Source organism: Streptomyces sp. TS71-3 (assembly GCF_018327685.1).
Lineage (GTDB): Bacteria > Actinomycetota > Actinomycetes > Streptomycetales > Streptomycetaceae > Streptomyces.
On the sequence record NZ_BNEL01000001.1, the window covers coordinates 524,613 to 548,481 of the forward strand.

General features: G+C 72.9%; 18 protein-coding genes. 8 read left to right on the forward strand and 10 right to left on the reverse strand.

Annotated elements, in window-relative coordinates; all coding sequences use genetic code 11:
* Positions 1-4 precede the first annotated feature (4 nt).
* The gene (locus Sm713_RS02285; RefSeq protein WP_283249754.1) at positions 5-940 is read right to left on the reverse strand and encodes an NAD(P)-dependent oxidoreductase; all 936 of its coding nucleotides are present in this window, start codon (positions 938-940) and stop codon (positions 5-7) included.
* 520 nt (positions 941-1,460) lie between these two features.
* Between Sm713_RS02285 and Sm713_RS02290 the strand changes: the two genes are divergently transcribed.
* Both Sm713_RS02290 and recQ read left to right on the forward strand, forming a co-directional pair.
* Positions 1,461-2,024, forward strand: a complete 564-nt coding sequence (locus tag Sm713_RS02290) for a TetR/AcrR family transcriptional regulator (protein ID WP_212911720.1) — start codon at positions 1,461-1,463, stop codon at positions 2,022-2,024.
* 279 nt (positions 2,025-2,303) lie between these two features.
* Positions 2,304-4,451 (forward strand): DNA helicase RecQ, encoded by a 2,148-nt coding sequence (gene recQ, locus Sm713_RS02295; RefSeq protein ID WP_374195948.1) that lies wholly within the window; start codon positions 2,304-2,306, stop codon positions 4,449-4,451.
* Positions 4,452-4,878: 427 nt separating this feature from the next.
* Here the strand turns inward: recQ and fahA are convergent, their stop codons facing one another.
* The gene (fahA, locus tag Sm713_RS02300; protein ID WP_212908032.1) at positions 4,879-6,129 is read right to left on the reverse strand and encodes a fumarylacetoacetase; all 1,251 of its coding nucleotides are present in this window, start codon (positions 6,127-6,129) and stop codon (positions 4,879-4,881) included.
* A 326-nt stretch (positions 6,130-6,455) separates the two neighbouring features.
* Here fahA and Sm713_RS02305 point away from each other — a divergent pair, with 326 nt between their 5' ends.
* The 5 genes from Sm713_RS02305 to Sm713_RS02325 all read left to right on the forward strand — a co-directional run bounded on the left by Sm713_RS02305 (position 6,456) and on the right by Sm713_RS02325 (position 12,884).
* A complete protein-coding gene (locus Sm713_RS02305) occupies positions 6,456-7,262 on the forward strand; it encodes an HAD family hydrolase (RefSeq protein WP_212908033.1) in 807 nt (268 codons plus the stop codon).
* Between the two features lie 452 nt (positions 7,263-7,714).
* Positions 7,715-8,725 carry a polyprenyl synthetase family protein gene (locus tag Sm713_RS02310; protein ID WP_212908034.1) on the forward strand — a complete coding sequence of 337 codons (1,011 nt, stop codon included), beginning with the start codon at positions 7,715-7,717 and terminating at the stop codon, positions 8,723-8,725.
* Positions 8,726-9,154: 429 nt separating this feature from the next.
* Positions 9,155-10,453, forward strand: a complete 1,299-nt coding sequence (locus tag Sm713_RS02315) for an outer membrane lipoprotein carrier protein LolA (RefSeq protein ID WP_212908035.1) — start codon at positions 9,155-9,157, stop codon at positions 10,451-10,453.
* Between the two features lie 405 nt (positions 10,454-10,858).
* Positions 10,859-11,827 (forward strand): ABC transporter ATP-binding protein, encoded by a 969-nt coding sequence (locus Sm713_RS02320; protein ID WP_212908036.1) that lies wholly within the window; start codon positions 10,859-10,861, stop codon positions 11,825-11,827.
* Positions 11,814-12,884 carry an ABC transporter permease gene (locus Sm713_RS02325; RefSeq protein WP_249416039.1) on the forward strand — a complete coding sequence of 357 codons (1,071 nt, stop codon included), beginning with the start codon at positions 11,814-11,816 and terminating at the stop codon, positions 12,882-12,884. Before Sm713_RS02320 ends, Sm713_RS02325 begins: the two co-directional genes overlap by 14 nt.
* On the opposite strand, the gene Sm713_RS02330 is transcribed toward Sm713_RS02325, so the two are convergent.
* From Sm713_RS02330 to Sm713_RS02365, 8 genes are all read right to left on the reverse strand, one after another.
* The gene (locus Sm713_RS02330) at positions 12,874-13,536 is read right to left on the reverse strand and encodes a flavodoxin family protein (protein WP_212908037.1); all 663 of its coding nucleotides are present in this window, start codon (positions 13,534-13,536) and stop codon (positions 12,874-12,876) included. The two genes, Sm713_RS02325 and Sm713_RS02330, sit on opposite strands and share 11 nt — an antisense overlap.
* A gap of 304 nt (positions 13,537-13,840) precedes the next feature.
* Complete coding sequence (locus Sm713_RS02335) at positions 13,841-14,299, reverse strand: VOC family protein (RefSeq protein WP_249416040.1); 459 nt, start codon at positions 14,297-14,299, stop codon at positions 13,841-13,843.
* A gap of 67 nt (positions 14,300-14,366) precedes the next feature.
* Entirely contained in the window at positions 14,367-15,329 is a 963-nt protein-coding gene (gene rarD / locus Sm713_RS02340; RefSeq protein WP_212908038.1) for an EamA family transporter RarD, read from the reverse strand.
* Positions 15,330-15,601: 272 nt separating this feature from the next.
* Positions 15,602-16,705, reverse strand: coding sequence for a 2-oxoacid:ferredoxin oxidoreductase subunit beta (locus Sm713_RS02345; RefSeq protein ID WP_374195949.1), 1,104 nt, complete (start codon positions 16,703-16,705; stop codon positions 15,602-15,604).
* Positions 16,698-18,641 carry a 2-oxoacid:acceptor oxidoreductase subunit alpha gene (locus Sm713_RS02350; RefSeq protein WP_374195950.1) on the reverse strand — a complete coding sequence of 648 codons (1,944 nt, stop codon included), beginning with the start codon at positions 18,639-18,641 and terminating at the stop codon, positions 16,698-16,700. Before Sm713_RS02350 ends, Sm713_RS02345 begins: the two co-directional genes overlap by 8 nt.
* Positions 18,642-18,935: 294 nt before the next feature.
* Positions 18,936-19,595 (reverse strand): response regulator transcription factor, encoded by a 660-nt coding sequence (locus Sm713_RS02355; RefSeq protein ID WP_212911726.1) that lies wholly within the window; start codon positions 19,593-19,595, stop codon positions 18,936-18,938.
* A 369-nt stretch (positions 19,596-19,964) separates the two neighbouring features.
* Positions 19,965-21,320 (reverse strand): sensor histidine kinase, encoded by a 1,356-nt coding sequence (locus Sm713_RS02360; RefSeq protein WP_212908039.1) that lies wholly within the window; start codon positions 21,318-21,320, stop codon positions 19,965-19,967.
* Between the two features lie 173 nt (positions 21,321-21,493).
* The gene (locus Sm713_RS02365) at positions 21,494-22,741 is read right to left on the reverse strand and encodes a sensor histidine kinase (protein WP_212908040.1); all 1,248 of its coding nucleotides are present in this window, start codon (positions 22,739-22,741) and stop codon (positions 21,494-21,496) included.
* Positions 22,742-23,241: 500 nt separating this feature from the next.
* On the opposite strand from Sm713_RS02365, the gene Sm713_RS02370 reads away from it, so the two are divergent.
* Complete coding sequence (locus Sm713_RS02370) at positions 23,242-23,634, forward strand: NADH-quinone oxidoreductase subunit A (RefSeq protein WP_212908041.1); 393 nt, start codon at positions 23,242-23,244, stop codon at positions 23,632-23,634.
* The last annotated feature ends 235 nt before the right edge of the window (positions 23,635-23,869 follow it).

Here is a 23,869-nt window from a genome sequence, read left to right on the forward strand (position 1 = left end):
GGCCTCACGCGTCGCGGAGTGCTGTCGTGCGGGCCTCGATGGCGTGCAGGACGGCGATCATGTCGGCATCCCCGTGGCCGAGCGCCACCGTCTCGCCGAACAGGGCGTGGCAGACCTCAAGCAGCGGCGCGGCGAGCCCGCCGGCCCTGGCGGCCTCGGCGATCAGCCGGTTGTTCTTCAGCACGTCGAGCGCGCCCGCCTGGGCGCTGAGGTCCCCGTCGAGCAGCTTGGGCGCCTTCATCCTGGAGACGCCGCTGGCCATCGGTCCCGCGTCGAGCACGGTCAGGAACAGCTCCCGGTCCAACCCCTGGCGCTCCGCGAAGTGGAACGCCTCGGTGAGTCCCGTCACCAGCGTGATGAGGAAGAGGTTCACCGCCAGCTTCATCACCATCCCGTTCGGGACCGGACCGCAGTCGAACGACTCGTGGCAGACGGGCGCCAGCAGGGGCCGCACGGCCTGGAGCACCTCCTGGGGCCCGGCCGGCATCGCCACCAGCCGCCCGGCCTCCGCCGGGATCCGCGACCCGGAGACGGGAGCCTCGGCGTAGGCGCCGCCGGCCGCGCGGACGTCGGCTTCGAGGCCCAGCGAGTACGCGGGTGACGTGGTGCCCATGTGGACGACGGTGCGCTCGGCGACGCGGGCCCCGAAGTCCGGTGTCCCGCGGCCCAGGACCGCGTCGATCGCCGGTTCGTCGGCGAGCATCAGCAGGACGGTACCGGCCCGCTCGAAGACCTCGGCAGGGTCGGCGGCCACCACGGCGCCCGCCGCCCGGAGCGGCTCGCACTTCTCCGGCGTGCGGTTCCAGACGGTCAGAGGCGTGCCCGCGCGCGCCAGGTTCAGCGCCATGGGGGTGCCCATCACACCGAGGCCGATGAAGCCCACGGTGGGGGTGGGGGCAGGCCCATCCGGGTTGCGGTGCGCCTCCTGCGTCCTCTCCAACGCTGCCGTCCCTTCCCTTCGTTCCGTTCCGTTTAAGTGGCTGTCGCGGGTCTCGTGCCTGTGGCCGTCGTGGGGTGTGGTGAGTGACCCGTCGCCTGGTTATGACGGCTGTCATAGTAGGAGAGATTACGACGGTCGTCATAGTGGTCGGGCCGGGTGGAGTCCGGTCGGAGCGGGCCGAGTCGCGTCTGCTCGGGCCCGGTCGGGTCTGCTCGGGTCGGGCCGAGTCGCGTCTGCTCGGAACGGGTCGGGTCTGCTCGGGTCGGGCCGAGTCGCGTCTGCTCGGGCCGGGTCGGGTCTGCTCGGGCCGGGTCGGGGTCATCGGACGGCTGGGCGTTCGGTGTAGGTGGCCGTCGCCGAGGGTGCGGTGTCGTGGCCGTCGATAGGGTTGCCCGGGTCGCGCGGCCGGTGCCGCGGTGGTCGGTGGGAGGTCGGCATGGCGGTTTCCGGACGGGAGACGCACCCGCGGGAGCGGGAGCCCGGGCCGTCCGCGGCCGGGCGGTACGGTCCCCGGGAGCGCATGGTGTTCAGCGCCGCCCAGCTCATCCGGCGCGACGGGGTCACGTCGACCGGCCTGCGGGACGTCGTCGGCCATGCCGAGGCCCCCCGCGGTTCGCTCCAGCACTACTTCCCGGGTGGCAAGGAGCAGCTGGTGGGCGAGGCCCTGGCGTGGGCGGGCCGGTACGCGGCCGGGCGCGTGGCGCGCTTCGTCGCGGCCATGGACCCGCCCACGCCGAGCGGGCTGTTCACCGCGATGGTGCGGCAGTGGACGGACGAGGCGGACGCGCTCGGATACGTCGCGGGATGCCCGGTCGCAGCGGCGACGGTGGACTGCGCCCGGTCGGCGCCGGCGGTCCGGGAGGCGGCCGGGGACGCGTTCGCCTCCTGGCGCCGCCCGGTCGCGCGGGCGCTCGCCGGGATGGGCGTGCCCACCGAGCGGGCCGAGCCGCTGGCGACGCTGATGATCAGCACCCTGGAGGGCGCGATCCTGATGGCGCGCGCCGAGGGGGGCGTGGGGCCGCTGGAGACGGTCGCCCTTGAGCTGGGGCCGCTGCTGGACGGAAGCGTCGTAGGGGGCGGTTGAGGGCTGTCCACGGGGGCCTGTGGAGGCCGGCTTCCTGCGCCGGTGGTGCCCACCACCGGGCGGCCGTGGTCGGGCTGCGGCGAGCGAGGGTCCCGGGGCTTGGGGCGCACCAGCGCTGACGGGGGCGCCCGGGGTTCGGGCCGCGCGCCGGTGGGCCTGTGGATAACTCGGGTGGTGTCGGCGCGGACCCCTATCGTGGCTGTGTGCTCGGCGCTGGACGTGAGGGGCGCGGGGGATGCGCGGTGGGCACGGCAAGGACGGGGGATCGGCGATGCAGCGATGGGCGGGACGGACGTGGCGATCGAAGAGGGCGAGAGGGGCGCGGTGTGGACGGCGCCCGGACCGGATGCCGAGGACTGGGCCGCCGACGACCGGGTTCCGGAGGACTGGTCGGCGGACGGGCCGCCTCCGGAGGACTGGGCCGCTGATGGACCGATCCCCGAGGACTGGGGCGCCGACGGGCCGGACTCCGGCGGGCACGGGCGGGGCGGGGATGAGCCGAGGGCCGACGGGCGGAGCGTGCGAGGGCCGGCCGCGACGGGGCCGGTGGCGGCCGGGCCGGGCGCCGAGGCAGAGGCACGGAGCGCGGCGCTGGCCACGCTCCACCGCGTCTTCGGGTACGACTCCTTCCGGGGCGAGCAGGAAGCGGTCATCGATCATGTGATCGATGGGGGTGACGCGGTCGTCCTGATGCCCACCGGTGGCGGCAAGTCCCTCTGCTACCAGATCCCGGCGCTGGTCAGGCCCGGTACGGGCGTGGTCGTCTCACCCCTGATCGCCCTGATGCAGGACCAGGTCGACGCCCTGCGGGCGCTCGGTGTGCGCGCCGGCTTCATCAACTCGACACAGGATTTCGACGAGCGCCGCGTGGTCGAGGCGGAGTTCCTCGCCGGCGAGCTCGACCTGCTCTACCTGGCTCCGGAGCGGCTGCGCCTGGACACCTCGCTGGAGTTGCTGGGGCGTGGCAAGATCTCCGTCTTCGCCATCGACGAGGCGCACTGCGTCTCCCAGTGGGGCCACGACTTCCGGCCCGACTACCTGACTCTGTCCCTGCTGGGCGAGCGCTGGCCCGACGTGCCGAGGATCGCCCTCACGGCCACCGCCACGCACGCCACCCACGAGGAGATCACCCAGCGCCTGGGCATGCCGGCCGCCCGGCACTTCGTGGCGAGCTTCGACCGGCCCAACATCCAGTACCGGATCGTGCCCAAGGCCGACCCCAAGAAGCAGTTGCTGGCGTTCCTCCGCGAGGAGCACCCGGGTGACGCGGGCATCGTCTACTGCCTCTCGCGCAGCAGCGTCGACAAGACGGCGGAGTTCCTGAGCGCCAACGGCGTCGAGGCCGTGCCGTACCACGCGGGCCTGGACGCCGGGACGCGCGCCGCCCACCAGTCCCGCTTCCTGCGCGAGGAGGGCCTGGTCGTGGTGGCGACCATCGCCTTCGGCATGGGCATCGACAAGCCCGACGTCCGCTTCGTGGCGCATCTGGACCTCCCCAAGTCGGTCGAGGGGTATTACCAGGAGACGGGCCGCGCGGGCCGTGACGGCCTGCCGTCGACCGCCTGGATGGCGTACGGCCTCCAGGACGTCGTCCAGCAGCGCAAGTTGCTCCAGTCCGGCGAGGGGGACGAGGCGTTCCAGCGGCGGGCAGCCTCCCACCTGGACGCGATGCTCGCGCTGTGCGAGACGGTGCAGTGCCGCCGCGGCCAGCTCCTCGCGTACTTCGGCCAGGACCCCGAGAAGCCGTCGTGCGGCAACTGCGACACGTGCCTCACCCCGCCCGAGACCTGGGACGGCACGGTGGCGGCGCAGAAGGTCCTGTCCGCGGTCGTGCGGCTCCAGCGCGAGCGCCGGCAGAAGTTCGGCGCCGGGCAGATCATCGACATCCTGATGGGCCGCAGGACGGCCAAGGTCATCCAGTTCGACCACGACCAGCTCTCGGTGTTCGGCATCGGCGAGGACCTGACGGAGGCCGAGTGGCGTGGCGCCATACGGCAGTTGCTGGCCCAGGGACTCCTCGCCGTCGAGGGCGACTACGGGACCCTGGTGCTGACGGACACCAGCGGCACGGTCCTGCGCCGCGAACGTGAGGTCCCGCTGCGCAGGGAGCCGAAGCGGCCCACGACGTCCCGGGGCGGCACCGGATCGGGCCGCGGGGAGAAGGGCGCGAAGCGTGCGAAGGCCGCGGTCGTCGACCTCCCCGAGGAGGCCATGCCCCTCTTCGAGGCCCTACGCGCCTGGCGCGCCACCCAGGCCAAGGAGAACGCAGTCCCGGCCTACGTGATCTTCCACGACGCCACCCTCCGAGAAATCGCCGCAACCCGCCCCACGACCCTGGCGGAGCTGGGCGGCATCAGCGGCGTGGGTGAGAAGAAACTCATGACGTACGGAGAGGGAGTACTGGAGGTCCTGGCAGAAGCCGGCTAGGCGCCCCTGAAGGGGGCGCGGGGCCACGACGAGAGGTGCGGGTCGGCGAGCGCGGGAGGTGTCTGATGTGGTCGCGGCGGGCGGGCCGCTGCCCGCGAGGGTGGGCGCGGTAGCGCCTTGAAGGGGGCGCGGGGAACTGCGCGACCGGCCGTGACGAGACGCGCGGGTCGCCACCGGCAGGAGGGGGCAGATGTGGTAGTGGCGGGCCTGCGGGCTGGCGGTTGGTCGCTGGCGGGCCGCTGCCCGCGAGGGTGGGCGCGGTAGCGCCTTGAAGGGGGCGCGGGGAACTGCGCGACCAGCCACGACGTGCCTGTGCGGGGGCATCCGGGGTGAGCCCCACGGCCAGCGAGCCCGCCGGCCAGCGAGCCCGCGGCCGGCCGCACACCCACCCACCCCGGCAATTCGGCAATGTGCGAATGCGAACCCCTCAGGCCCCGAAGTCGCCCGCCGCCACGATCCGCCCCCGAACCTCCCCCAACCCCACCCGGGTCCCGTCCGGCCCGGGCGCCCACCCGCCGAGGACGACCTCATCTCCGTCCTCAAGGAAGGTCCGGCTGCCGCCGGGCAGGGACAGCGGCTCGCGCCCGTTCCACGTCAGCTCGATGAGCGAGCCGTACTGACGGGGCTCGGGCCCGCTGACCGTCCCGGAGGCGTAGAGGTCGCCGGTGCGCAGGCTCGCCCCGCCCACCGTCATATGGGCGAGCTGCTGGGCCGCCGTCCAGTACATGGCGGCGAACGGCGGCTCGGCGACCACCTGGCCGTTGATCTCGACGGAGATCCGCAGGTCGTAGCCGCCGGGCTCGTCCGCGAGGCCCTCGCCGCCGTCGTCCAGGTACGGCAGCAGGGGAGTGTCGCGCTCCGGCGGTGCGACGCGCGCCGCGTCCAGCGCCTCCAGAGGGGTGACCCACGCGGAGAGCGACGTGGCGAACGACTTGCCGAGGAACGGCCCGAGCGGAACGTTCTCCCAGCCCTGGATGTCCCGCGCCGACCAGTCGTTGAGCAGGCACAACCCGAAGACGTGGTCGCGGAAGGCGCTCAGCGGCACAGGCGTGCCGAGCGCGGACGGCACGCCCACCACGAAGGCGACCTCGGTCTCGATGTCCAGCCGGGTCGAGGGCCCGAACAGAGGCGCCGCGTCCCCCGCGTCGGGTGCCCTGCGCTGGCCGCTCGGCCGGGTGACGTCCGTGCCGGAGACCACCACCGTGCCGGCGCGGCCGTGGTAGCCGATCGGCAGGTGCTTCCAGTTGGGCGTGAGCGGCTCGCCGTCCGGGCGGAAGATCGAGCCGAGGTGCCGGGCGTGGTGCTCGGAGGAGTAGAAGTCGACGTAGTCCGCGACCTCGAACGGCAGGTGCAGCGTGACCGTGGAGAGCGGGAAGAACAGGTCCGCCAGGGACTCGCGGTGCGCGGGCACCGTCACCCAGGCGGTCAGCGCGCGCCGCACGTCCCGCCACGCCGTGCGGCCCGCTGCCAGCAGCGGGCCGAGCGACGGCTGGGCGAGCAGCGAGGCGTACGGGGAGCCGAGCACGGCCGCGGCGGCCCCGGCGTCCAGCACGGAGGAGCCGAGCCGGACACCGACCCGGCGCTCGGCGGAACCGGCCGGCGTGAACACTCCGTACGGGAGGTTGTGCGGTCCGAAGGGGTCGCCCTCGGCAAGGTCGAGCGGGGTCTGCTCGGACATCGGTGCGCCTCGCTTTCCGTGTGGGTGGGCCACACGTTAACGGGGCACCGGGTGGTGCCGGCACCGGCCGTACGGCGGGTACCAGCAGCCACGGGCCACCGGCCCCACCGGGGCAGCGCCACCGGCCGCGCACCCGGGCGTGAAAGGGCGCGCGTGGGCCCAGGCCCGGCGGGGAGTGGGCCCCGGGGGCGCGCAGTTGGCGGTAGGCGCGTGTGCGCGCACCGGTGGGCTGTCCCCCCGGGAGGAGGCCGCGGCCCGGGGTCCCGGGGCCCCGTTAAGTCCACGCGCTGACCTGCCCGTTGGTGTGCTCTCCGTATCCTTGGATCATGCTCACCCCGCAGCCGTACGCGCTGATCGCGACCGACCTCGACGGCACGCTGCTGCGCGCCGGTGACACGGTCTCGCGCCGCTCCCGGGCCGCCCTCGCTCGGGCCGCCGAGGCCGGCGCACGGCACATCGTGGCCACCGGCCGCCCGGTGCCCCAGGTGCGGTCGCTGCTGGCGGACCTCGGCTACCGGGGCCTGGCGGTCTGCGGGCAGGGCGCCCAGGTCTACGACACGGGCACCGAGACCATGCTCAGCTCGCTCACCCTCGACCGGGATCTCGCCGAGACCGCGCTCGGCAAGATCGAGGCGGAGGTCGGCCTGGTCCACGTGGCGGTCAACCAGTCCGCGGCCGACGGCCTCACCCTCGCCGAGCACGGCTACCGCATGCCGCACCCCACGCTGCCCGCCACCCGGGTCGGGGCCCGGCTCGGCCTGTGGACCGCGCCGATCAACAAGGTGCTGGTGCGGCACCCCGAGCTGTCCGACGAGGAGCTGGTGGTGGCCGCACGCGGTGTCGTCGGCGATCTGGTCACGGTCACGATGGCGGGCCCGGACACGGTGGAACTCCAGCCGTTCGGGGTGACGAAGGCCACCGGGCTCGCGGCGGCGGCTCAGCGGTTGGGGCTCGGCCCCGAGGACGCCATCGTGTTCGGGGACATGCCGAACGACATCCCCATGTTCGCCTGGGCCGCCCACGGCGTTGCGATGGCGAACGCTCACCCGGCGCTGAAGGCCGTAGCGGACGAGATCACGCTCTCGAACGAGGACGACGGGATCGCCGTGATACTCGAACGATTGTACGGATGAGGGGGCGCTCCAGGGCGCGGTCCGCCCGTTCGTGCGCCGCCCCTGCTCGTGGCAGGCTGTCGGTCCGCTCGTGCGCGCCCCGCTCCCGAGCCGTGCCGTCGCCTCCCGGGGGCCCACCGGCGGCCGTGCCCTGCGGCCGGTGGCCCTGCCCCCCGAGGCGCTACGACAGCCCGGACGGGTGCAGGTGCGTGGGTGACATCGGTCCCCGGAGGCCGGGCGCACATCCGCACGCAGGGCGAGGTTCGGAATGGGTCCGACCTGGGAACGCGAGGAGCGCAGTCGGATGAGCTGATCGAAAACCAACCCTCGCCGGTCGCATGCCGTCCGCACTGGTCGGGCAGGCGCTCACTCTGATCGAAAGTGGACCGGATACGCTGACTTGAGTGGGAGCAGCGACACATCGACAAACCATGTGACTGACCTTGTGATCGTCAGCAGACAGGAGAACCCTCGTGACCGTCACCGTGCCCTTCGGGCTGAGCGTGCGGGACCAGGCTCTCGAAGCCGATGTCCGGGCCGGGTTGGCGGCTGTCGAGGAGGGCCTGCTCGATGCCACCAAGAGCGAGGTCCCGTTCATCACGCAGGCCGCCCAGCACCTGGTGCACGCGGGCGGCAAGCGGTTCCGCCCGCTGCTGGTGATGCTCGCCGCCCAGTTCGGTGACCAGTACGCGCCGGGTGTGGTGCCGTCCGCCGTGGTGGTCGAGCTGACCCACCTGGCGACGTTGTACCACGACGACGTGATGGACGAGGCGGAAGTGCGCCGTGGCGTCGAGAGCGCCAACAACCGGTGGGGGAACTCGGTGGCCGTCCTCACGGGCGACTTCCTGTTCGCCCGGGCCTCCCACATACTGGCCGACCTCGGCCCCGAGGCCGTCCGTATCCAGGCCGAGGCGTTCGAGCGCCTGGTCACGGGCCAGATCCTGGAGACCGCGGGCCCGCGCGACGGCCGTGACCCGGTCGAGCACTACCTGGACGTGATCGGCGGCAAGACCGGCTCCCTGATCGCGGTCTCGGGCCGCTTCGGCGCGATGATGTCGGGCGCCGACGAGACCGTCGTGGACGTGATGACGCAGTTCGGGGAGCGGCTCGGCGTCGCCTTCCAGCTCGCCGACGACGTCCTGGACATCGCCTCCGACACCTGCGAGTCCGGCAAGAAGCCCGGCACCGACCTGCGTGAGGGCATCCCCACGCTGCCGGTGCTCCGGCTGCACGAGCGGGTGCGGCAACTCGGCCTCCCGGAGGACGTGGAGCTCGCCGAGCTGCTCGACTCCGACCTCACCGACGACGCACGGCACGCCGAGGCACTGGCCCGGCTGCGTGCCCACCCGGCGCTGGAGCAGGCCCGCAGGGACGCCCTGCGGTACGCGGAGGAGGCCAGGTCCGCGCTGGCGCCGCTGCCCGAGCGCGACGCCAAGAACGCGCTCCTCGAACTCTGCGACGCGGTGGTCGACCGGGCGGGCTGAGCCCGCGGTCCTTCGGGTGGGGCTGAGCCCGTGGTCCGCCCAGCGGGCCGGGTCCTGCCCGCCCGTCCCCGGACACCCTCCTGCTCCCGCCCCCGTTCCCCGCTCCCGTCTCGGCAACCAGGCCATCCCGGTGTCCGGCAGCAGCCGGGAATCTCCGCCTCCGTCACCCGGACGGACCCTTACCTCGGTGCGACCGCATCCCCTACGGGTGGGGGAAGCGGATCGTGCGCGGTGTCATACCGGAGGCGTACATCGAGTGCATCCCGCGGGTTGACGCTTAGTCGCGGCCGATTTGGTCAGATGGTTAACACCACTCCTGACCAGATCGGGTGAGAACGGCGGCGCGGGGGTGGTGGCCCCACGCGCCCAGCGGGGGGACAGTGACGGGTAAGGGAAAGGCCGCCGCCGAGCCACGGAGGTAGGGCACAGATGGCACCGTACGAACACGGCGATACCCCGGCAGAGGGGCCCAGGGGCCCCGAGCGCCAGGGGGCGCCCGAGGGCAGCGACGCCACGAGGCCCCTCGGGGGCCGCAAGGCGGCCCGGTACGTGGTCCCGTTCGCGGTGGTCGGAGTGGCGGCCGCGACCATCGGGCTGGTCCCGGCGCTCGCCGACTCGGGCGACCCGGACCTGCCGAAGGTCAGCGCCGAGCAACTCCTCACGAAGATCGCCAAGTCGGACACCCAGCAGCTCTCCGGCACCGTGAAGATCAACACAGACCTGGGCCTGCCGGACTTCAGCGCCGCCTCGGGCCTCCTCAACGGCGCCCAGCAGGGCGGCAAGGGCGGCGCGGGGGGCTCCTCCGCCGACCCGCAGTCCAAGCTGATGGAGCTGGCCTCCGGCACGCACACGCTCCAGGTCGCCGCCGACGGGCAGCAGCACCAGAAGCTCTCCGTCCTCGGCAACGCCTCCGAGTACAGCATCATCCACAACGGCGACCAGCTCTGGGCGTATGACAGCGCCTCCAACCAGGCGTACCACGCGACGCAGAAGGGCGCCGACCGCATACCCCGCGAGGGCGAGCGGAAGAAGCTCCCCGAGAACGTCCCCACCAGCCCCGACCAGATGGCCCGTGAGGCGCTGAAGTCCATCGACGACACCACCTCGGTGAAGGTCGACGGCACCGAGCGGATCGCCGGCCGCGACGCGTACAAGCTGGTGGTCGAGCCCAAGCAGGCGGGGTCGACGGTTGGGCAGATCAGCGTGGCGGTGGACGCCGAGGAGGGCGTGCCGCTGAAGTTCACGCTGACCCCGTCGAGCGGCGGCGCCGCGGTCATCGACGCGGGCTTCACGAAGGTGGACTTCGGCAAGCCGGCGGCGAGCACGTTCGACTTCACGCCGCCGAAGGGCACGAAGGTCACCGAGGCGGACCAGAAGGGCGCGGACCACGCCAAGGCCCACGCGTCCGCGCACGCCCGCGGGGACCTCAGGGCCCCGCACGCGGCGGGTGCGGCAGGCGCCCCGACCGTCATCGGCAAGGGCTGGAGCGCCATCGCCGAGTTCGGAGGCGAGGGCGGCCACGGGTCGGCCGCGTCCCCGGACGGCATGAACCCGCACGGCCAGCAGCAGATGCTGGAGTCCCTGGGCGACCGGGTGCACGGCAAGTTCGGCACCGGCACGGTCTTCTCGACCCGCCTGGTCAACGCCCTCATCACGGACGACGGCAAGGTGTACGCGGGCATGGTCACGAAGGATGCCCTGCTCAAGGCCGCCGAGAGCGGCCACTGAACCGACTGGGCATGCGGCCCCACCGTTAGGCGCGTCGTGCAGGAGCTGGCCGCTCACCCACGATGCGCCTGCTGGGGGTACCTCCCACGTCCTTCAGGCAGTGGGGGAGGGCCGCATCGCCCAGCCCCTTGCGGTCTCGCTCGCGACCACCGGTGGGTGGGGGGTGCTCGCGCAGTTCCCCGCGCCCCTTCGGGGCGCCATCGGCGGATGTTGGGCGCGAAGCGCCCCGATAAGGGGCGCGGGGAACTGCGCGAGCAACCACGATGTACCTGTGGTGGGCCGTGATGCCGAGTCTCACGCGGTCTGGCCGGCGGCCACCGGCCGGTGGGACCTGAGCGCGCGGTTCCCCGCGCCCCTTACGGGGCGCTACGTATCCTTAGTTCTGCCAACGACCCAGGAGTGCTGATGGCAGACCTGCCCACCGCGGACGGCGGCACGGACGGCGGCACCGTGATCGCCGCCCGTGCGCTCACCAAGCGCTACCGCGGCGGCCAGCTCGCCGTCGACGGGCTCGACCTGGCCGTCCCGGCCGGCAGCGTCTTCGGCTTCCTCGGCCCCAACGGCTCCGGCAAGACCACCACCATCCGGATGCTGATGGGCCTGATCGAGCCCACCTCCGGCACCGCCCAGGTCCTCGGCCACCGCATGCCGGGCAGCGCGCGCGCCGTCCTCCCCGAGGTCGGCGCGCTCATCGAGGGCCCCGCCCTCTACGGCTTCCTGTCCGGCCGGGACAACCTCGTGCGCTACGACGCCGCCGACCCGGCCGCCGACCCCCGCACCCGGCGCACCCGGGTGGCCGCCGCGCTGGACCGCGTAGGGCTGGGTGCCGCGGCCGGCAAGAAGGCGCGGGCGTACTCGCTCGGCATGAAGCAGCGCCTCGGCCTGGCCGCCGCCCTCCTCCAGCCCCGCCGGCTGCTGGTGCTCGACGAGCCCACCAACGGCCTCGACCCGCAGGGCATGCGCGAGATCCGGTCGCTGGTGCGCGAACTGGCCTCGGACGGCACGACCGTCTTCCTCTCCTCCCACCTGCTCGACGAGATCGAACAGGTCTGCACGCACGCGGCGGTGATGGCCCGGGGCCGGTTGATCGTGCAGGGCCCGGTCGGCTCCCTCGGGGCCGGACTGCGCGGCCGGCTCGCGGTGGCCACCCCGGACCCCGGCGACGCCGCGCGGATCCTGAAGGAGCAGGGTGTGACGGATGTCATGGTGAGCGGGGACCGGGTGACCGGCGACCCGCCGGAGACCGACCTCGCCGAGGTGAACGCCGCACTCGTGGCCGGCGGCGTCCGGGTCCGCGGCTTCGGCCTGGAGCGGCCCTCGCTGGAGGACGCCTTCGTGGCCCTGACCGGGGAGGGCTTCGATGTCGCGGGCTGACGAACTGACCGGAGCACCGGAACCGACCCCGACCCCGGCCTCGAACCCGGCCTCGACCCCGAACCCGACCTCGGCCTCGAACCCGGCCTCGACCCCGAACCCGACCTCGGCCTCGAACCCGGCCTCGACCCCGAACCCGACCTCGGCCGCGGCACCGGCACGAGTACCGGCCCCCTCGCCGGGGAAGCCCGGCACCACAGCCGGCCGTCCGCCCCGCCTCGGCGGCTGGCTCACCCTGTTCCGCAGCGAGCTGACCATCACGTTCCGCCGCTGGCGCACCCTCGCGCTGCTCGCGGTGCTGGCCGCCGTGCCGGTGCTGGTCGGCATCGCCGTGAAGCTGGAGACCGACGGCGGCGGGAGCGCGGGGCCCGGCGGCGGGGACGGCGGCCCGCCGTTCATCGCCCAGGTCACGAACAACGGCCTGTTCCTCGTGTTCACCGCGCTCGCCGCCACCCTGCCGTTCTTCCTGCCGATGTCGGTCGGGGTGATCGCGGGCGACGCCGTCGCGGGCGAGGCGCACGGCGGCACGCTGCGCTACCTGCTGGTCGCGCCCGCGGGCCGGACCCGCCTGCTGCTCGTCAAGTACGCCACCGTCATGACGTTCTGCCTGGTGGCGACCGTGACCGTGGCCGTCTTCGCGCTGGCCACCGGAGCACTGCTCTTCCCGCTCGGCGAGGTCACCACCATCTCCGGCACCACCATCGGCTTCGGCGACGGCCTGCTGCGCGCGCTGCTGATCGCCCTGCTGGTCGCCGCGTCACTGCTGGGGCTCGCGGCGCTCGGCCTGTTCATCTCCACGCTGACCAGCAGCGGCATCGCCGCCATGGCGACCACCGTCGGGCTGCTGATCACGCTCCAGATCCTCGACGTGATCCCCCAGCTGCACGGGATCCGGCCGTACTTCTTCTCGCACTACTGGCTGTCCTTCGCGGACGTGATGCGCCAGCCCGTCTACTGGACCGACGTGCTCAGGAACCTGGGCCTCCAGGCCGTGTACGCGGCGGTGTTCGGCTCGGCGGCCTGGGCGCGGTTCACGACGAAGGACGTCACGGCGTAGCCGCGGCCTCCGCGGCGCCCGGTCCGCCGCCGTCGCCGGCCGGGGCCTCCCGGGTCTCGTGGGCCTCCCGGGCCTCGTAGGGGAAGCGGGCCGGGACCGGCTCCCGGGCGAAGAACGTCTTGGCGCGGCCCAGCCCGACCGGGTCGCCGAGCACGTCGCCCGGCCGGTTGCCGGCGCCGACGAGCACCCCGCCGAACCGCATCCCCATATAGGCGGCCGTCAGCTCCAGCGTCCCCGCCAGCGGCGCGACGACCTCCTCCTCGCGGTGCGCGTGCGAATGGACCGTGACGCCCCACAGGGTGCGGCCCGCCATCGCGGCCTTGAAGTCCACACCCGGCGACCGCAGCCAGCCCGACCAGTAGTCCAGGTAGCGCTTGGTGGTGGAGGAGAGGGAGTACCAGTACAGGGGCGAGGCGATGACGAGGTCGGTGGCGCCCAGGGTGGCCTCGAAGAGCTGCGACGCGCTGTCGTCCGCCGCGTGGTCGCGGGCGTCGTGCCGCCGGTCCTCGTAGTCGGGCAGCGGGTGGTCGGCGAGCCGGATCCAGCGCTGCGCCACCTCGGCGGGCAACTGCTCGGCCGCCTTGCGGGCCAGCGACTCGGTGTTGCCGTCGCGCCGGCTGCTGCCCAGCACGAACAGAAAGCTGCGGTCCATCGAGGTCTTCCCCATCTGCGGCTCTCCCGCGGTCTTCCGCGGCCCTCCGCGGCTCTTCTTCACGCTTCACACGCTTCTCTGCGGCTGGGAGAACGACACCGATGCACGGAAACATTCCGCCCGCCCGGGGGCGAGGGGCGACTCCGGCCGGGAGACGGTCCCGGGGGGGTCGGCAAGGGGGCGGCCCTGGCCGTGGCTGACCTCGCCTGGCGCGTCCATCGGCCGGCGCGCCCCTGGTTCGGCTCGCCCCTCGCCCGGTGCACTCCCTCGGCGGGCCCCGTAGGCCGGCGGCCGCCCGGGACGATCAGCTCACGCAGAACTCGTTCCCCTCCGGGTCCTGCATCAGCGTCCACTCGCCGCCGGGCTCCTTGACGTGCCGCAGGACGCCCGCACCGAGCCCTTCCAGGCGCGCGACCTCGTCCGCGCGCCGGCCCGCGCCGGAGTGCACGTCGATGTGCAGGCGGTTCTTGCCCACCCTGGGCTCCGGCACCCGCTGGAAGAGGATGCGGCGGCCGAGTCCGGTGCCGCTGTCGGGGTCGTACGGGTCCGCGGGATGCCGGACGGCGATCAGATCCCGGAACGCCGGACGCCCCCCGACCTCGACCGTGGCGCTCGGAGGAAGGGCCTGCTGGGCGAGCAGGCGCTCGATCAGGGTGCTGTTGTCCTCCACGGCATAGCCGAGCGCGGCGCCCCAGAAGGCGGCCTGCGCGTGCGGGTCCGCCGCGTCCACGACGAGTTTCCAGTGCAGTACGGGCTGAGTCACGGCCACCGTTATAGCCGGCTTCCAGAGTGGGCCCAAGGGGTTCTGGCGCGCCGGGACGGCCCCCGGGTCAGACCGCCCGCTCGGAGGGGGCCGAACCCTCGACGGCGACGCCCTGCTGGGCCCGCAACCGCCGGGCCTCCGCCCGGTTCCGCCGGGCCGTGCGCAACGCGTCCCAGCTGAGCACCGTCAGCGCCACCCACACCAGCGCGAAGCCCGCCCACCGCTCGGGCGGCATCTCCTCGTGGAAGTACAGGATCCCGAGCAGGAACTGGAGCACCGGGGTCAGGTACTGGAGCAGCCCCAGCGTCGACAGCGGCACCCGTATCGCCGACGCCCCGAAGCACACCAGCGGCACCGCGGTCACCAGCCCCGTCGACGCCAGCAGCGCCGCGTGCCCGGCGCCCTCGGAGGTGAACGTGCCCGTGCCGCGCGCACCCAGCCACAGCAGGTAGGCCAGCGCGGGCAGGAACTGGACCGCGGTCTCGGCCGCCAGCGACTCCAGCCCGCTGAGCGCCACCTTCTTCTTGGCCAGCCCGTACCCCGCGAAGGAGAACGCGAGGCAGAGCGAGATCCACGGCGGCTGGCCGTATCCGATGGTCAGGGTGATCACCGCGGCGAGGCCGACCCCGACCGCGGCCCACTGGGCCGGCCGCAGCCGCTCCTTGAGGAGCAGCACCCCGAGGGCGATGGTGACCAGCGGATTGATGAAGTAGCCGAGCGACGCCTCCACGACGTGGCCGGAGTTGACGGCCCAGATGTAGACGCCCCAGTTGACGCTGATCAGCGTGGCGGCCACGGCCACCAGCGCCAGCCGGCGGGGGTTGCGCAGCAGTTCCACGGCCCAGGCCCACCGCCGGGTCACCAGCAGCGCCACGGCGACCAGCGCCAGCGACCAGACCATGCGGTGCGCGAGGATCTCCACCGGACCGGCCGAGTCGACCAGGGGCCAGAACAGCGGTACGAGGCCCCACAGGCCGTATGCCGCGACGCCGTTCAACACCCCGACGCGCTGCTCGCCCCTGCTGGTCACCGGCCCGACCTCCGTCGTAGTCGTTTCGGGGGCCGGCGCCTGAGCCGGCCGGCTGCCGCACGGCAGCCCGACGACCGTATCGCCGCGACCCCCCGCCTGTCATGTGCGTATCGCCATACGGTCATGACGGGATGGCCGCGCCAGGGGGACCCGGACATACGACGGGGCCCGGACCTGCCTGTGCAGATCCGGGCCCCATGAGCACCGTGGTCACCGCTCCCGGTCCCGGCGCCGAAGCGCCGCCGGCCGCCGAACGGGTGACCGGGCGGGCGTCAGCCGACCACCGTCCAGGTGTCGCCGCCGGCGAGCAGCGCGGCGAGGTCGCCCTTGCCGTTCTGCTCCACGGCGGTGTCGAGCTGGTCGGACATCAGCCGGTCGTAGATGGGCCGGTCCACCGAGCGGAAGACACCGATGGGGGTGTGGTGCAGGGTGTCGGGGTCGGCGAGCCGGGAGAGCGCGAACGCGGTCGTCGGGCTCGGGTTGTACGCGTCGTGGACCACGATCGCCGACTCGTTCTCCGGGGTGATCGGCACCACCGCGAGGTCGCCGGTGAGCGTGTCCCGCACGACCCCCATGGAACCGTCCGGGCCGAACCGGATCGGCTGCCCGTGCTCCAGCCGGATCACCGCGTTCTGCGCCTGCTCGCGGTCCTTGAGGACCTCGAACGCGCCGTCGTTGAAGATGTTGCAGTTCTGGTAGATCTCCACCAGGGCCGTGCCGGGGTGGTCGGCCGCCGCCCGCAGCACGCTGGTGAGGTGCTTGCGGTCGGAGTCGACGGTGCGCGCCACGAACGACGCCTCCGCACCCAGGGCCAGCGAGACCGGGTTGAACGGGTGGTCCAGCGAGCCCATCGGCGTCGACTTCGTGATCTTGCCGATTTCCGAGGTGGGGGAGTACTGGCCCTTCGTCAGCCCGTAGATCCGGTTGTTGAAGAGCAGGATCTTCAGGTTGACGTTGCGCCTCAGGGCGTGGATCAGGTGGTTGCCGCCGATGGACAGCGCGTCGCCGTCGCCCGTGACCACCCAGACGGACAGGTCGGGGCGCGACGCTGCGAGGCCCGTGGCGATCGAGGGCGCCCGGCCGTGGATGGAGTGCATCCCGTAGGTGTTCATGTAGTACGGGAAGCGGGAGGAGCAGCCGATGCCGGAGACGAAGACGATGTTCTCCTTGGCCAGCCCCAGCTCGGGCATGAAGCCCTGCACGGCCGAGAGCACCGCGTAGTCGCCGCAGCCCGGGCACCAGCGGACTTCCTGGTCGGACTTGAAGTCCTTCATGGACTGCTTGGCCGTCGCCTTGGGAACCAGCGACAGCGAGTCGAGGGCGCGGCCGGCGCCCGAACCGGCGCCGGGGGACACCGTCTCGGCTGTCTCAGTCATCGAGGGCCTCCTTGAGAGCCGTGGCGAGCTGCTCCGCCTTGAACGGCAGACCGCGCACCTGGGTGTGCGGCCTGGCGTCGACCAGGTACCTGGCCCGGATCAGGGTGGTGAGCTGGCCGAGGTTCATCTCCGGAACGATGATCTTGTCGTACCGCTTGAGAACCTCGCCGAGGTTGGCCGGGAACGGGTTGAGGTGCCGCAGGTGCACCTGCGCGACGTCCTCCCCGGCCCTGCGCAGCCGCCGCACCGCCGCGGTGATCGGGCCGTACGTCGAGCCCCAGCCGAGGACCAGCAGCCTGGCCTGCCCCGACGGGTCGTCGACCGTCACGTCCGGCACGGAGATGCCGTCGATCTTGGCCTGGCGGGTGCGGACCATGTGGTCGTGGTTGTTCGGGTCGTAGGAGATGTTGCCCGTGCCGTCCTGCTTCTCGATGCCGCCGATGCGGTGTTCGAGGCCGGGGGTGCCGGGGACGGCCCAGGGACGGGCCAGCGTCTGAGGGTCGCGCTTGTAGGGCCAGAACGTCTCCGTGCCGTCGTCCAGCACGTGGTTCGGCGACTGGGCGAACTGCACCCTGAGGTCCGGCAGGTCCTCCACGTCCGGGATGCGCCACGGCTCGGAGCCGTTGGCGAGGTATCCGTCGGACAGCAGGAAGACCGGAGTGCGGTAGGTGAGGGCGATCCGGGCCGCCTCCAGCGCCGCGTCGAAGCAGTCCGCGGGGGTCTGCGCGGCGACGATCGGCACGGGTGCCTCGCCGTTGCGGCCGTACATGGCCTGGAGGAGGTCCGCCTGCTCGGTCTTGGTGGGCAGGCCCGTGGAGGGGCCGCCGCGCTGGATGTCGATGATCAGCAGCGGCAGCTCCAGGGAGACCGCGAGGCCGATCGTCTCGCTCTTGAGCGCCACACCGGGTCCTGAGGTGGTCGTGACGCCCAGGGAGCCGCCGAAGGCCGCGCCCAGCGCCGCGCCGATGCCGGCGATCTCGTCCTCGGCCTGGAAGGTGCGCACGCCGAAGTTCTTGTGCTTGCTCAGCTCGTGCAGGACGTCCGAGGCCGGCGTGATCGGGTACGAGCCCAGGAACAGCGGCAGGTCCGCCTGGCGGGAGGCGGCGACCAGGCCGTAGGCCAGGGCGAGGTTCCCCGAGATGTTGCGGTACGTGCCGGGGGGGAACGCCGTGGCGGCGGGGGCCACCTCGTAGGAGACGGCGAAGTCCTCGGTGGTCTCGCCGAAGTTCCAGCCGGCCCGGAAGGCCGCCAGGTTCGCCTCCATGATCTGCGGCTTCTTGGCGAACTTCGCCGCGAGGAACCGCTCCGTGCCCTCCGTGGGACGGTGGTACATCCACGACAGCAGGCCGAGCGCGAACATGTTCTTCGAGCGGTCCGCGTCCTTGCGCGACAGGTCGAAGTCCTTCAGGGCCTCGACGGTCAGCGTGCCCAGCGGGACGGGGTGGATGCGGTAGCCGTCCAGCGAGCCGTCCTCCAGCGGGGAGGCCTCGTAGCCGACCTTCTGCATCGCGCGCTTGGTGAACTCGTCGGTGTTGACGATGATCTCCGCGCCGCGGGGCAGGTCGCCGATGTTCGCCTTCAGGGCGGCGGGGTTCATGGCCACCAGCACGTCCGGCGCGTCGCCCGGGGTGAGGATGTCGTGGTCGGCGAAGTGCAGCTGGAACGAGGAGACACCGGGCAGGGTGCCTGCGGGCGCCCGGATCTCGGCCGGGAAGTTCGGCAGCGTCGCCAGGTCATTGCCGAAGGACGCGGTCTCCGATGTGAAACGGTCACCCGTCAACTGCATGCCGTCACCCGAGTCCCCCGCGAACCGGATGATCACCCGGTCGAGGCGGCGGACCGCCTTGTCGCCGGGCTCCGTGGGCAGCGTCGCGGGCGGACCGCCGGCGGTGGTGCCGGCGTTCTGCCCGGCTGGGCTACTGACCTGGCTGGTCACTGAACTGGACCTCCCTCGGGACAGCTGTGCGGGCTCGGCCGGCCGACCGGCCACCCAGCCACCACCCTACGTCGCTAAGGGTGGCCTTCCCTTGGCTGATCGGATGGTGGACGGCTCTTTGAGACGGATATCCGCCCGTTTTTGCCATGTTTTGCCCGCCTTCTGGCTCTCCGCTGGGAGGCCGTTCCTACTGGTTCTTTCGGTTGAGGACTTTGGTCGGTGCCAGCCGGTGCGGGGGCGGCGGACAGCGCCGTACTGCACGTTGGGCCACGCGTGCGGTATCGGCGGGGGGCGTCAGGAGTTCAGGTACGTCAGGACTGCCAGGACCCGCCGGTGATCCCCGTCACTCTGGGAGAGCCCCAGCTTCAGGAAGATGTTGCTGACGTGTTTCTCCACGGCGCCGTCGCTCACCACCAGCTGGCGGGCGATGGCCGAGTTCGTGCGGCCCTCGGCCATCAGGCTCAGCACCTCGCGCTCGCGCGGCGTGAGGCCCGCGAGGACGTCCTGCTTGCGGCTGCGGCCGAGGAGCTGGGCTACCACCTCCGGGTCCAGCGCGGTACCGCCCTCGGCCACCCGCACCACCGCGTCCACGAACTCGCGCACGTCCGCCACGCGGTCCTTGAGGAGGTAGCCCACGCCGTGGCTGGAGCCCGCCAGCAGCTCCGTCGCGTACTCCTCCTCCACGTACTGGGAGAGCACCAGCACCGCGAGGCCCGGGTACGACCGGCGGAGCTGCACGGCGGCCCGGACCCCCTCGTCCGTGTGCGTCGGCGGCATGCGGACGTCCGCCACGACCACGTCCGGCGGAGCCCCCTGCGATGCCAGGTCCTCGATGGTCTTGATCAGTGCCTCGGCGTCGCCGACGCCTGCCACAACCTCATGCCCGCGGTCGGTCAGCAGCCTGGTCAGGCCCTCCCTGAGCAGTACCGAGTCCTCGGCGATGACCACCCGCACCTTGCCCTCCACGATTCCGGCCCCCCGGTTCGCACCCCCGACACGGCCGCCCCCGGCGCAGCGCTCGTGTCCGTCACCTCTGACAGCAACCAGCATCGCAGGGATCGGGTGCTCATGCGTCGGGCCTGTGGATAACTGTCATTGTCCACATGTGGTGGGTGCGGAACTGGCGAGACGGTGAGCGGAGTGATATAGACCACCGCGGCCAGGGCACGCCGGGGCGGGGTCACCCCGCTCCAGGCGGTTCCCCACGGGGACCCGTCCGGGCACCGTGACCGGTCGGTCCGTCTGACGGCTCGGTTCGTCCGGGCGCCCCTGGCCGGTCCGGTGGCGGCGACCAGCGCCTTCGGCCTGACCTCCTCCGCGAGCTCAGGCCCGCCAGGGCAGGTCCGCCGTGACGCGGGTCGGGCCGCCGGGCGGGGAGTCGACGACGAGGACCCCGTCGACCGCGCCCAGCCGCTCCGCGAGCCCCCTCAGGCCCGAACCGGCGGTGGAGTCCGCCCCGCCCGTGCCGTCGTCGGTGACCTGGAGCATCAGCCGGTTGTCCACCTGCCAGGCGTCGACCAGGGCATGGGCCGCCCCCGAGTGCTTGCTGACGTTCTGGAGCAGCTCCGAGACGGTGAAGTAGGCGATGCCCTCCAGGGCCGGCACCGGCCTGGCCGGCAGGTCCACGTCGACCTGCACGGGGACCGTGCAGCGGGCAGCGACGGCGGAGAGCGCGGCGCCCAGCCCGCGGTCGGTGAGCACGGCCGGGTGGATGCCGCGGGCGAGGTCGCGCAGCTCCTGGAGCGCCGTCTTCACCTCTCCGTGCGCCTCGTCCACCATCCGCGCCGCGGCGTCGGGGTCCTCCGCCAGCTTCTCCTTGGCGAGACCGAGTTCCATGGCGAGGCTCACCAGCCGGGCCTGCGCGCCGTCGTGCAGGTCGCGCTCGATCCGGCGCAGGTCCGCGGCGGCGGTGTCCACCACCGCACCGCGGTCCGACTCCAGCTCCACCACCCGGCTGGCCAGCGGCGAACGGCCGAGCAGCTCCCGCACGAGGAACCGGTCGACCCCCGTCAGCACCCGCACCAGCCAGGGCGTGGCGAGCGTGATCACCAGGCCCACCAGGGCCGTGACCGTGATCTCGAAGGGGTTGTCCAGGTACACGCTGTGCGTGCCGTCGCCGTAGAGCTGGATGCCGCCGGTGCCCCCGTACATCGGGAACACCCACTGGTAGAGCGGATACGCCAGCAGCGTCCAACCGCAGGTGAAGAAGGTCAGCCAGACGCAGAACGTGAAGACGGTCCAGGGGAAGTACACCAGGGTGTAGAGGAAGGCCCGCCACGCGGCGCCGCTCTTGAGAAGCGCCATCGTCCACGCCATCAGCCCCCTCTCGCGCGGGCGCACCGGCTCCGGGGCGGCCACCTCCAGGTCCAGCAGGGCCCGGGCCCGTGCCCGCTCCGTCGCCCCGAACCCGAGGCACGCGGCCAGCCCGCCCGCCAGGACCGGGATGCCCAGGAACGTGATCAGCAGCCCGGCACCGCACGAGAACGCCGTCACCGTGACGACGAACATCGCCATGCCGAGCGGGAAGCCGAGCAGCACGTACCCGTACTCCCGCCAGGTCCGCCCCTCCAGCGGCGCCCGCAGGACCGCCGGTATGCGGTGCCCCGGCTTGCCGGCCCCCGTTCCGCCGTACCCGGGCAGGCCGTGCTGCCCGGGGCCCTCTCCATAACCCGTGGCCATCGGTCTGTCCGTTCCCCTCTGGAAGGCGCCCAAGATGCTCTGCGTGAGGTCTTTCGCCCGCCCCCGCCGGTGAATCCGAAGACTCCCCGCACCGCGGCGCTGCGTTCCCAGACTGCTCCCGGGGCGGCCGCCGGACCATCCAGCGCGTCGGCCCCATGAACCGGGGGTTTTCCCTACCCCCGGCCGCCCCGTGCCGGCTGGGCCCGCTCGGCGGGCTCGGTCTGGCGGTCGCGCCAGGGGAGTTCGGCGGTGATCGTCGTGGGGCCGCCCACGGGGGAGTCGATGACGAACAGGCCGTCCACCGCCCCGAGCCGGTCCGCGAGCCCCGCCATGCCCGTGCCGCCCGACAGGTCGGCCCCGCCCGTGCCGTCGTCGCCCACCTGGACGAGCAGGCGGTTGTCGGTACGCCACACGTCCACCGAGGCCGTGCGCGCCCTGCTGTGCTTGCTCACGTTCTGCAGGAGCTCCGAGACGGTGAAGTAGGCGATCCCCTCGATGGCGGCCGCGGGCCGGGTCTCCAGGTCGACGGCGACCGTCACCGGAACCGTGCAGCGCGCGGCGACGGAGGACAGCGCCGCGCTGAGGCCGCGGTCCGTCAGCACCGCGGGGTGGATGCCGCGGGCCAGGTCGCGCAGCTCCTGAAGGGCGAGCTTCACTTCACCGTGGGCCTCGTCGACCATGGCCGCGGCCGCCTCCGGGTCCTCCAGGAGCTTCTCCTTGGCGAGACCGAGCCCCATGGCGAGGTTCACCAGCCGGGCCTGCGCGCCGTCGTGCAGGTCGCGCTCGATGCGGCGCAGGTCCGCTGCGGCCGTGTCCACGACGATGCCGCGGTCGGACTCCAGCTCGGCTATCCGCTCCTCCAGTTCGTCCGTCGGGGTCAGCAGGCCGCGCACCATCGCCCGGTCGGCGTTCGTCAGCCCCCTGGTCAGGAACGGCAGCACGGGGAAGAGGACGACGAGCCCCACCAGCGTGACGGTGAAGGTGAAGATGCCCCAGGGCAGGCGTATGAACGAGTACAGCGCGGTGCGCCAGGCCAGCGGGTCCTTCAGGGTGCCCCGCAGCCACGCCACGAACCCGCCCGGCTCCTTCCGCCTCCGCCGCGGCTCCGCTATGTGCAGCCCCAGCAGCGCACGGGCCCGCGAGCGCTCGGCCCTGCCGAGCAGGCGCGTCACCGCCATGCCGAGGCCGAGCAGCGGCAGCCCGACGAGCGTCACCGACAGGCCCGCGCCGATGGCCAGCGTGGCCACGACGTACACGAAGCCCACGATCGCGGCGGGCAGATTCGTCAGAAGGTGCGCGATCTCCTTGAACGTGCGCCGGTCGTACCTGAACAGCCTGGGTGGCGGCCGGTCGGGGCCGCCCGGTCCGCTCGCGCCCGGCGCCGGGCCGCCGAGCGAGACGGTGAACGTGCGTGCGGTCATACGGGACAGCGTGCCCGCCCGCCGCCGGCCGCGCCATGAGGTGCACCGCCACGTTGCACTGTGGTTAACCCCACCTTCGCGGTCACGAGGCGCCCGCGCCGTGCACCTGGTCACCGCGCCCGCCCGCGTTCCTGCCCCGCCCCGACGGCACCGCCTCGCCGGCACCGCCCCGACGGCACCGTCCGACCGCGCCGTGCGCGCCGCGCACACGCGCCGTCCACCCCCGCCCGGAGCCGCGCCGTCCGCCCCGTCCGCGCACGCCGGGGCGCCGCCCACCCGTGCTCGAACGCCCCGCTTGCACCCCGCCGAGGGGCCCGGAGGCCCGCAGTTCCACCGGCCGCCCGCTTACCGGGACTTTAGACGTGCTGCTCACCCTGTCTTTGCCAGGCCCTAGACTCCCGTCCGTACACCAGCATGCGTACAGGATGCGTACAAGTCGTTGAGCCGGGCGTCCCGCGACGTGCGTCCGGGGGTCATCAGGCCAGGGAGCGAGGGCGGAAGTGCCGGAACCGACCGTGCTCGCGGCGGACTACTTCCACTCGTACTCCGTCGTCGGGCTGCTCGCCGTGGTGGGCGTGCTGTTCGTCGCCGTCGCGTTCGGCGCCGGCCGGCTGCTGCGGCCCGTCGTGCCCACCCCCGAGAAACTGCTCACGTACGAATGCGGCGTCGACCCGGTGGGGGAGGGCTGGGCACACACCCAGGTCCGCTACTACGTCTACGCCTTCCTGTACGTGATCTTCGCCGTCGACTCGGTCTTCCTCTTCCCCTGGGCGACGGTGTTCGCCGCGCCCGGCTACGGGGTCACCACACTGGTCGAGATGTTCGTCTTCCTCGGGTTCCTCGCCGTCGGCCTGCTGTACGCCTGGAAGAAGGGCGTGCTGACATGGATGTGAACCGGCCAGCCGACCGTGCCGCCCAGGCGGGCGCCTCCGGCGGGGGCGCGGAAGCCTCCGCCGACGGCGCGGGCGCGGAAGCCTCCGCCGACGGCGCGGGCGCTTTCGCCGATGCCGCGGGAGCCTCTGAGGGCCGCATTAGTGCCCCCGCTGACGGCTCGGGTGCCCCTGAGGGCCGCGGGAGTGCCCCTGCTGACGGTTCGGGCGCCCCTGCCGGCGGCTCGGGGAGCACCGC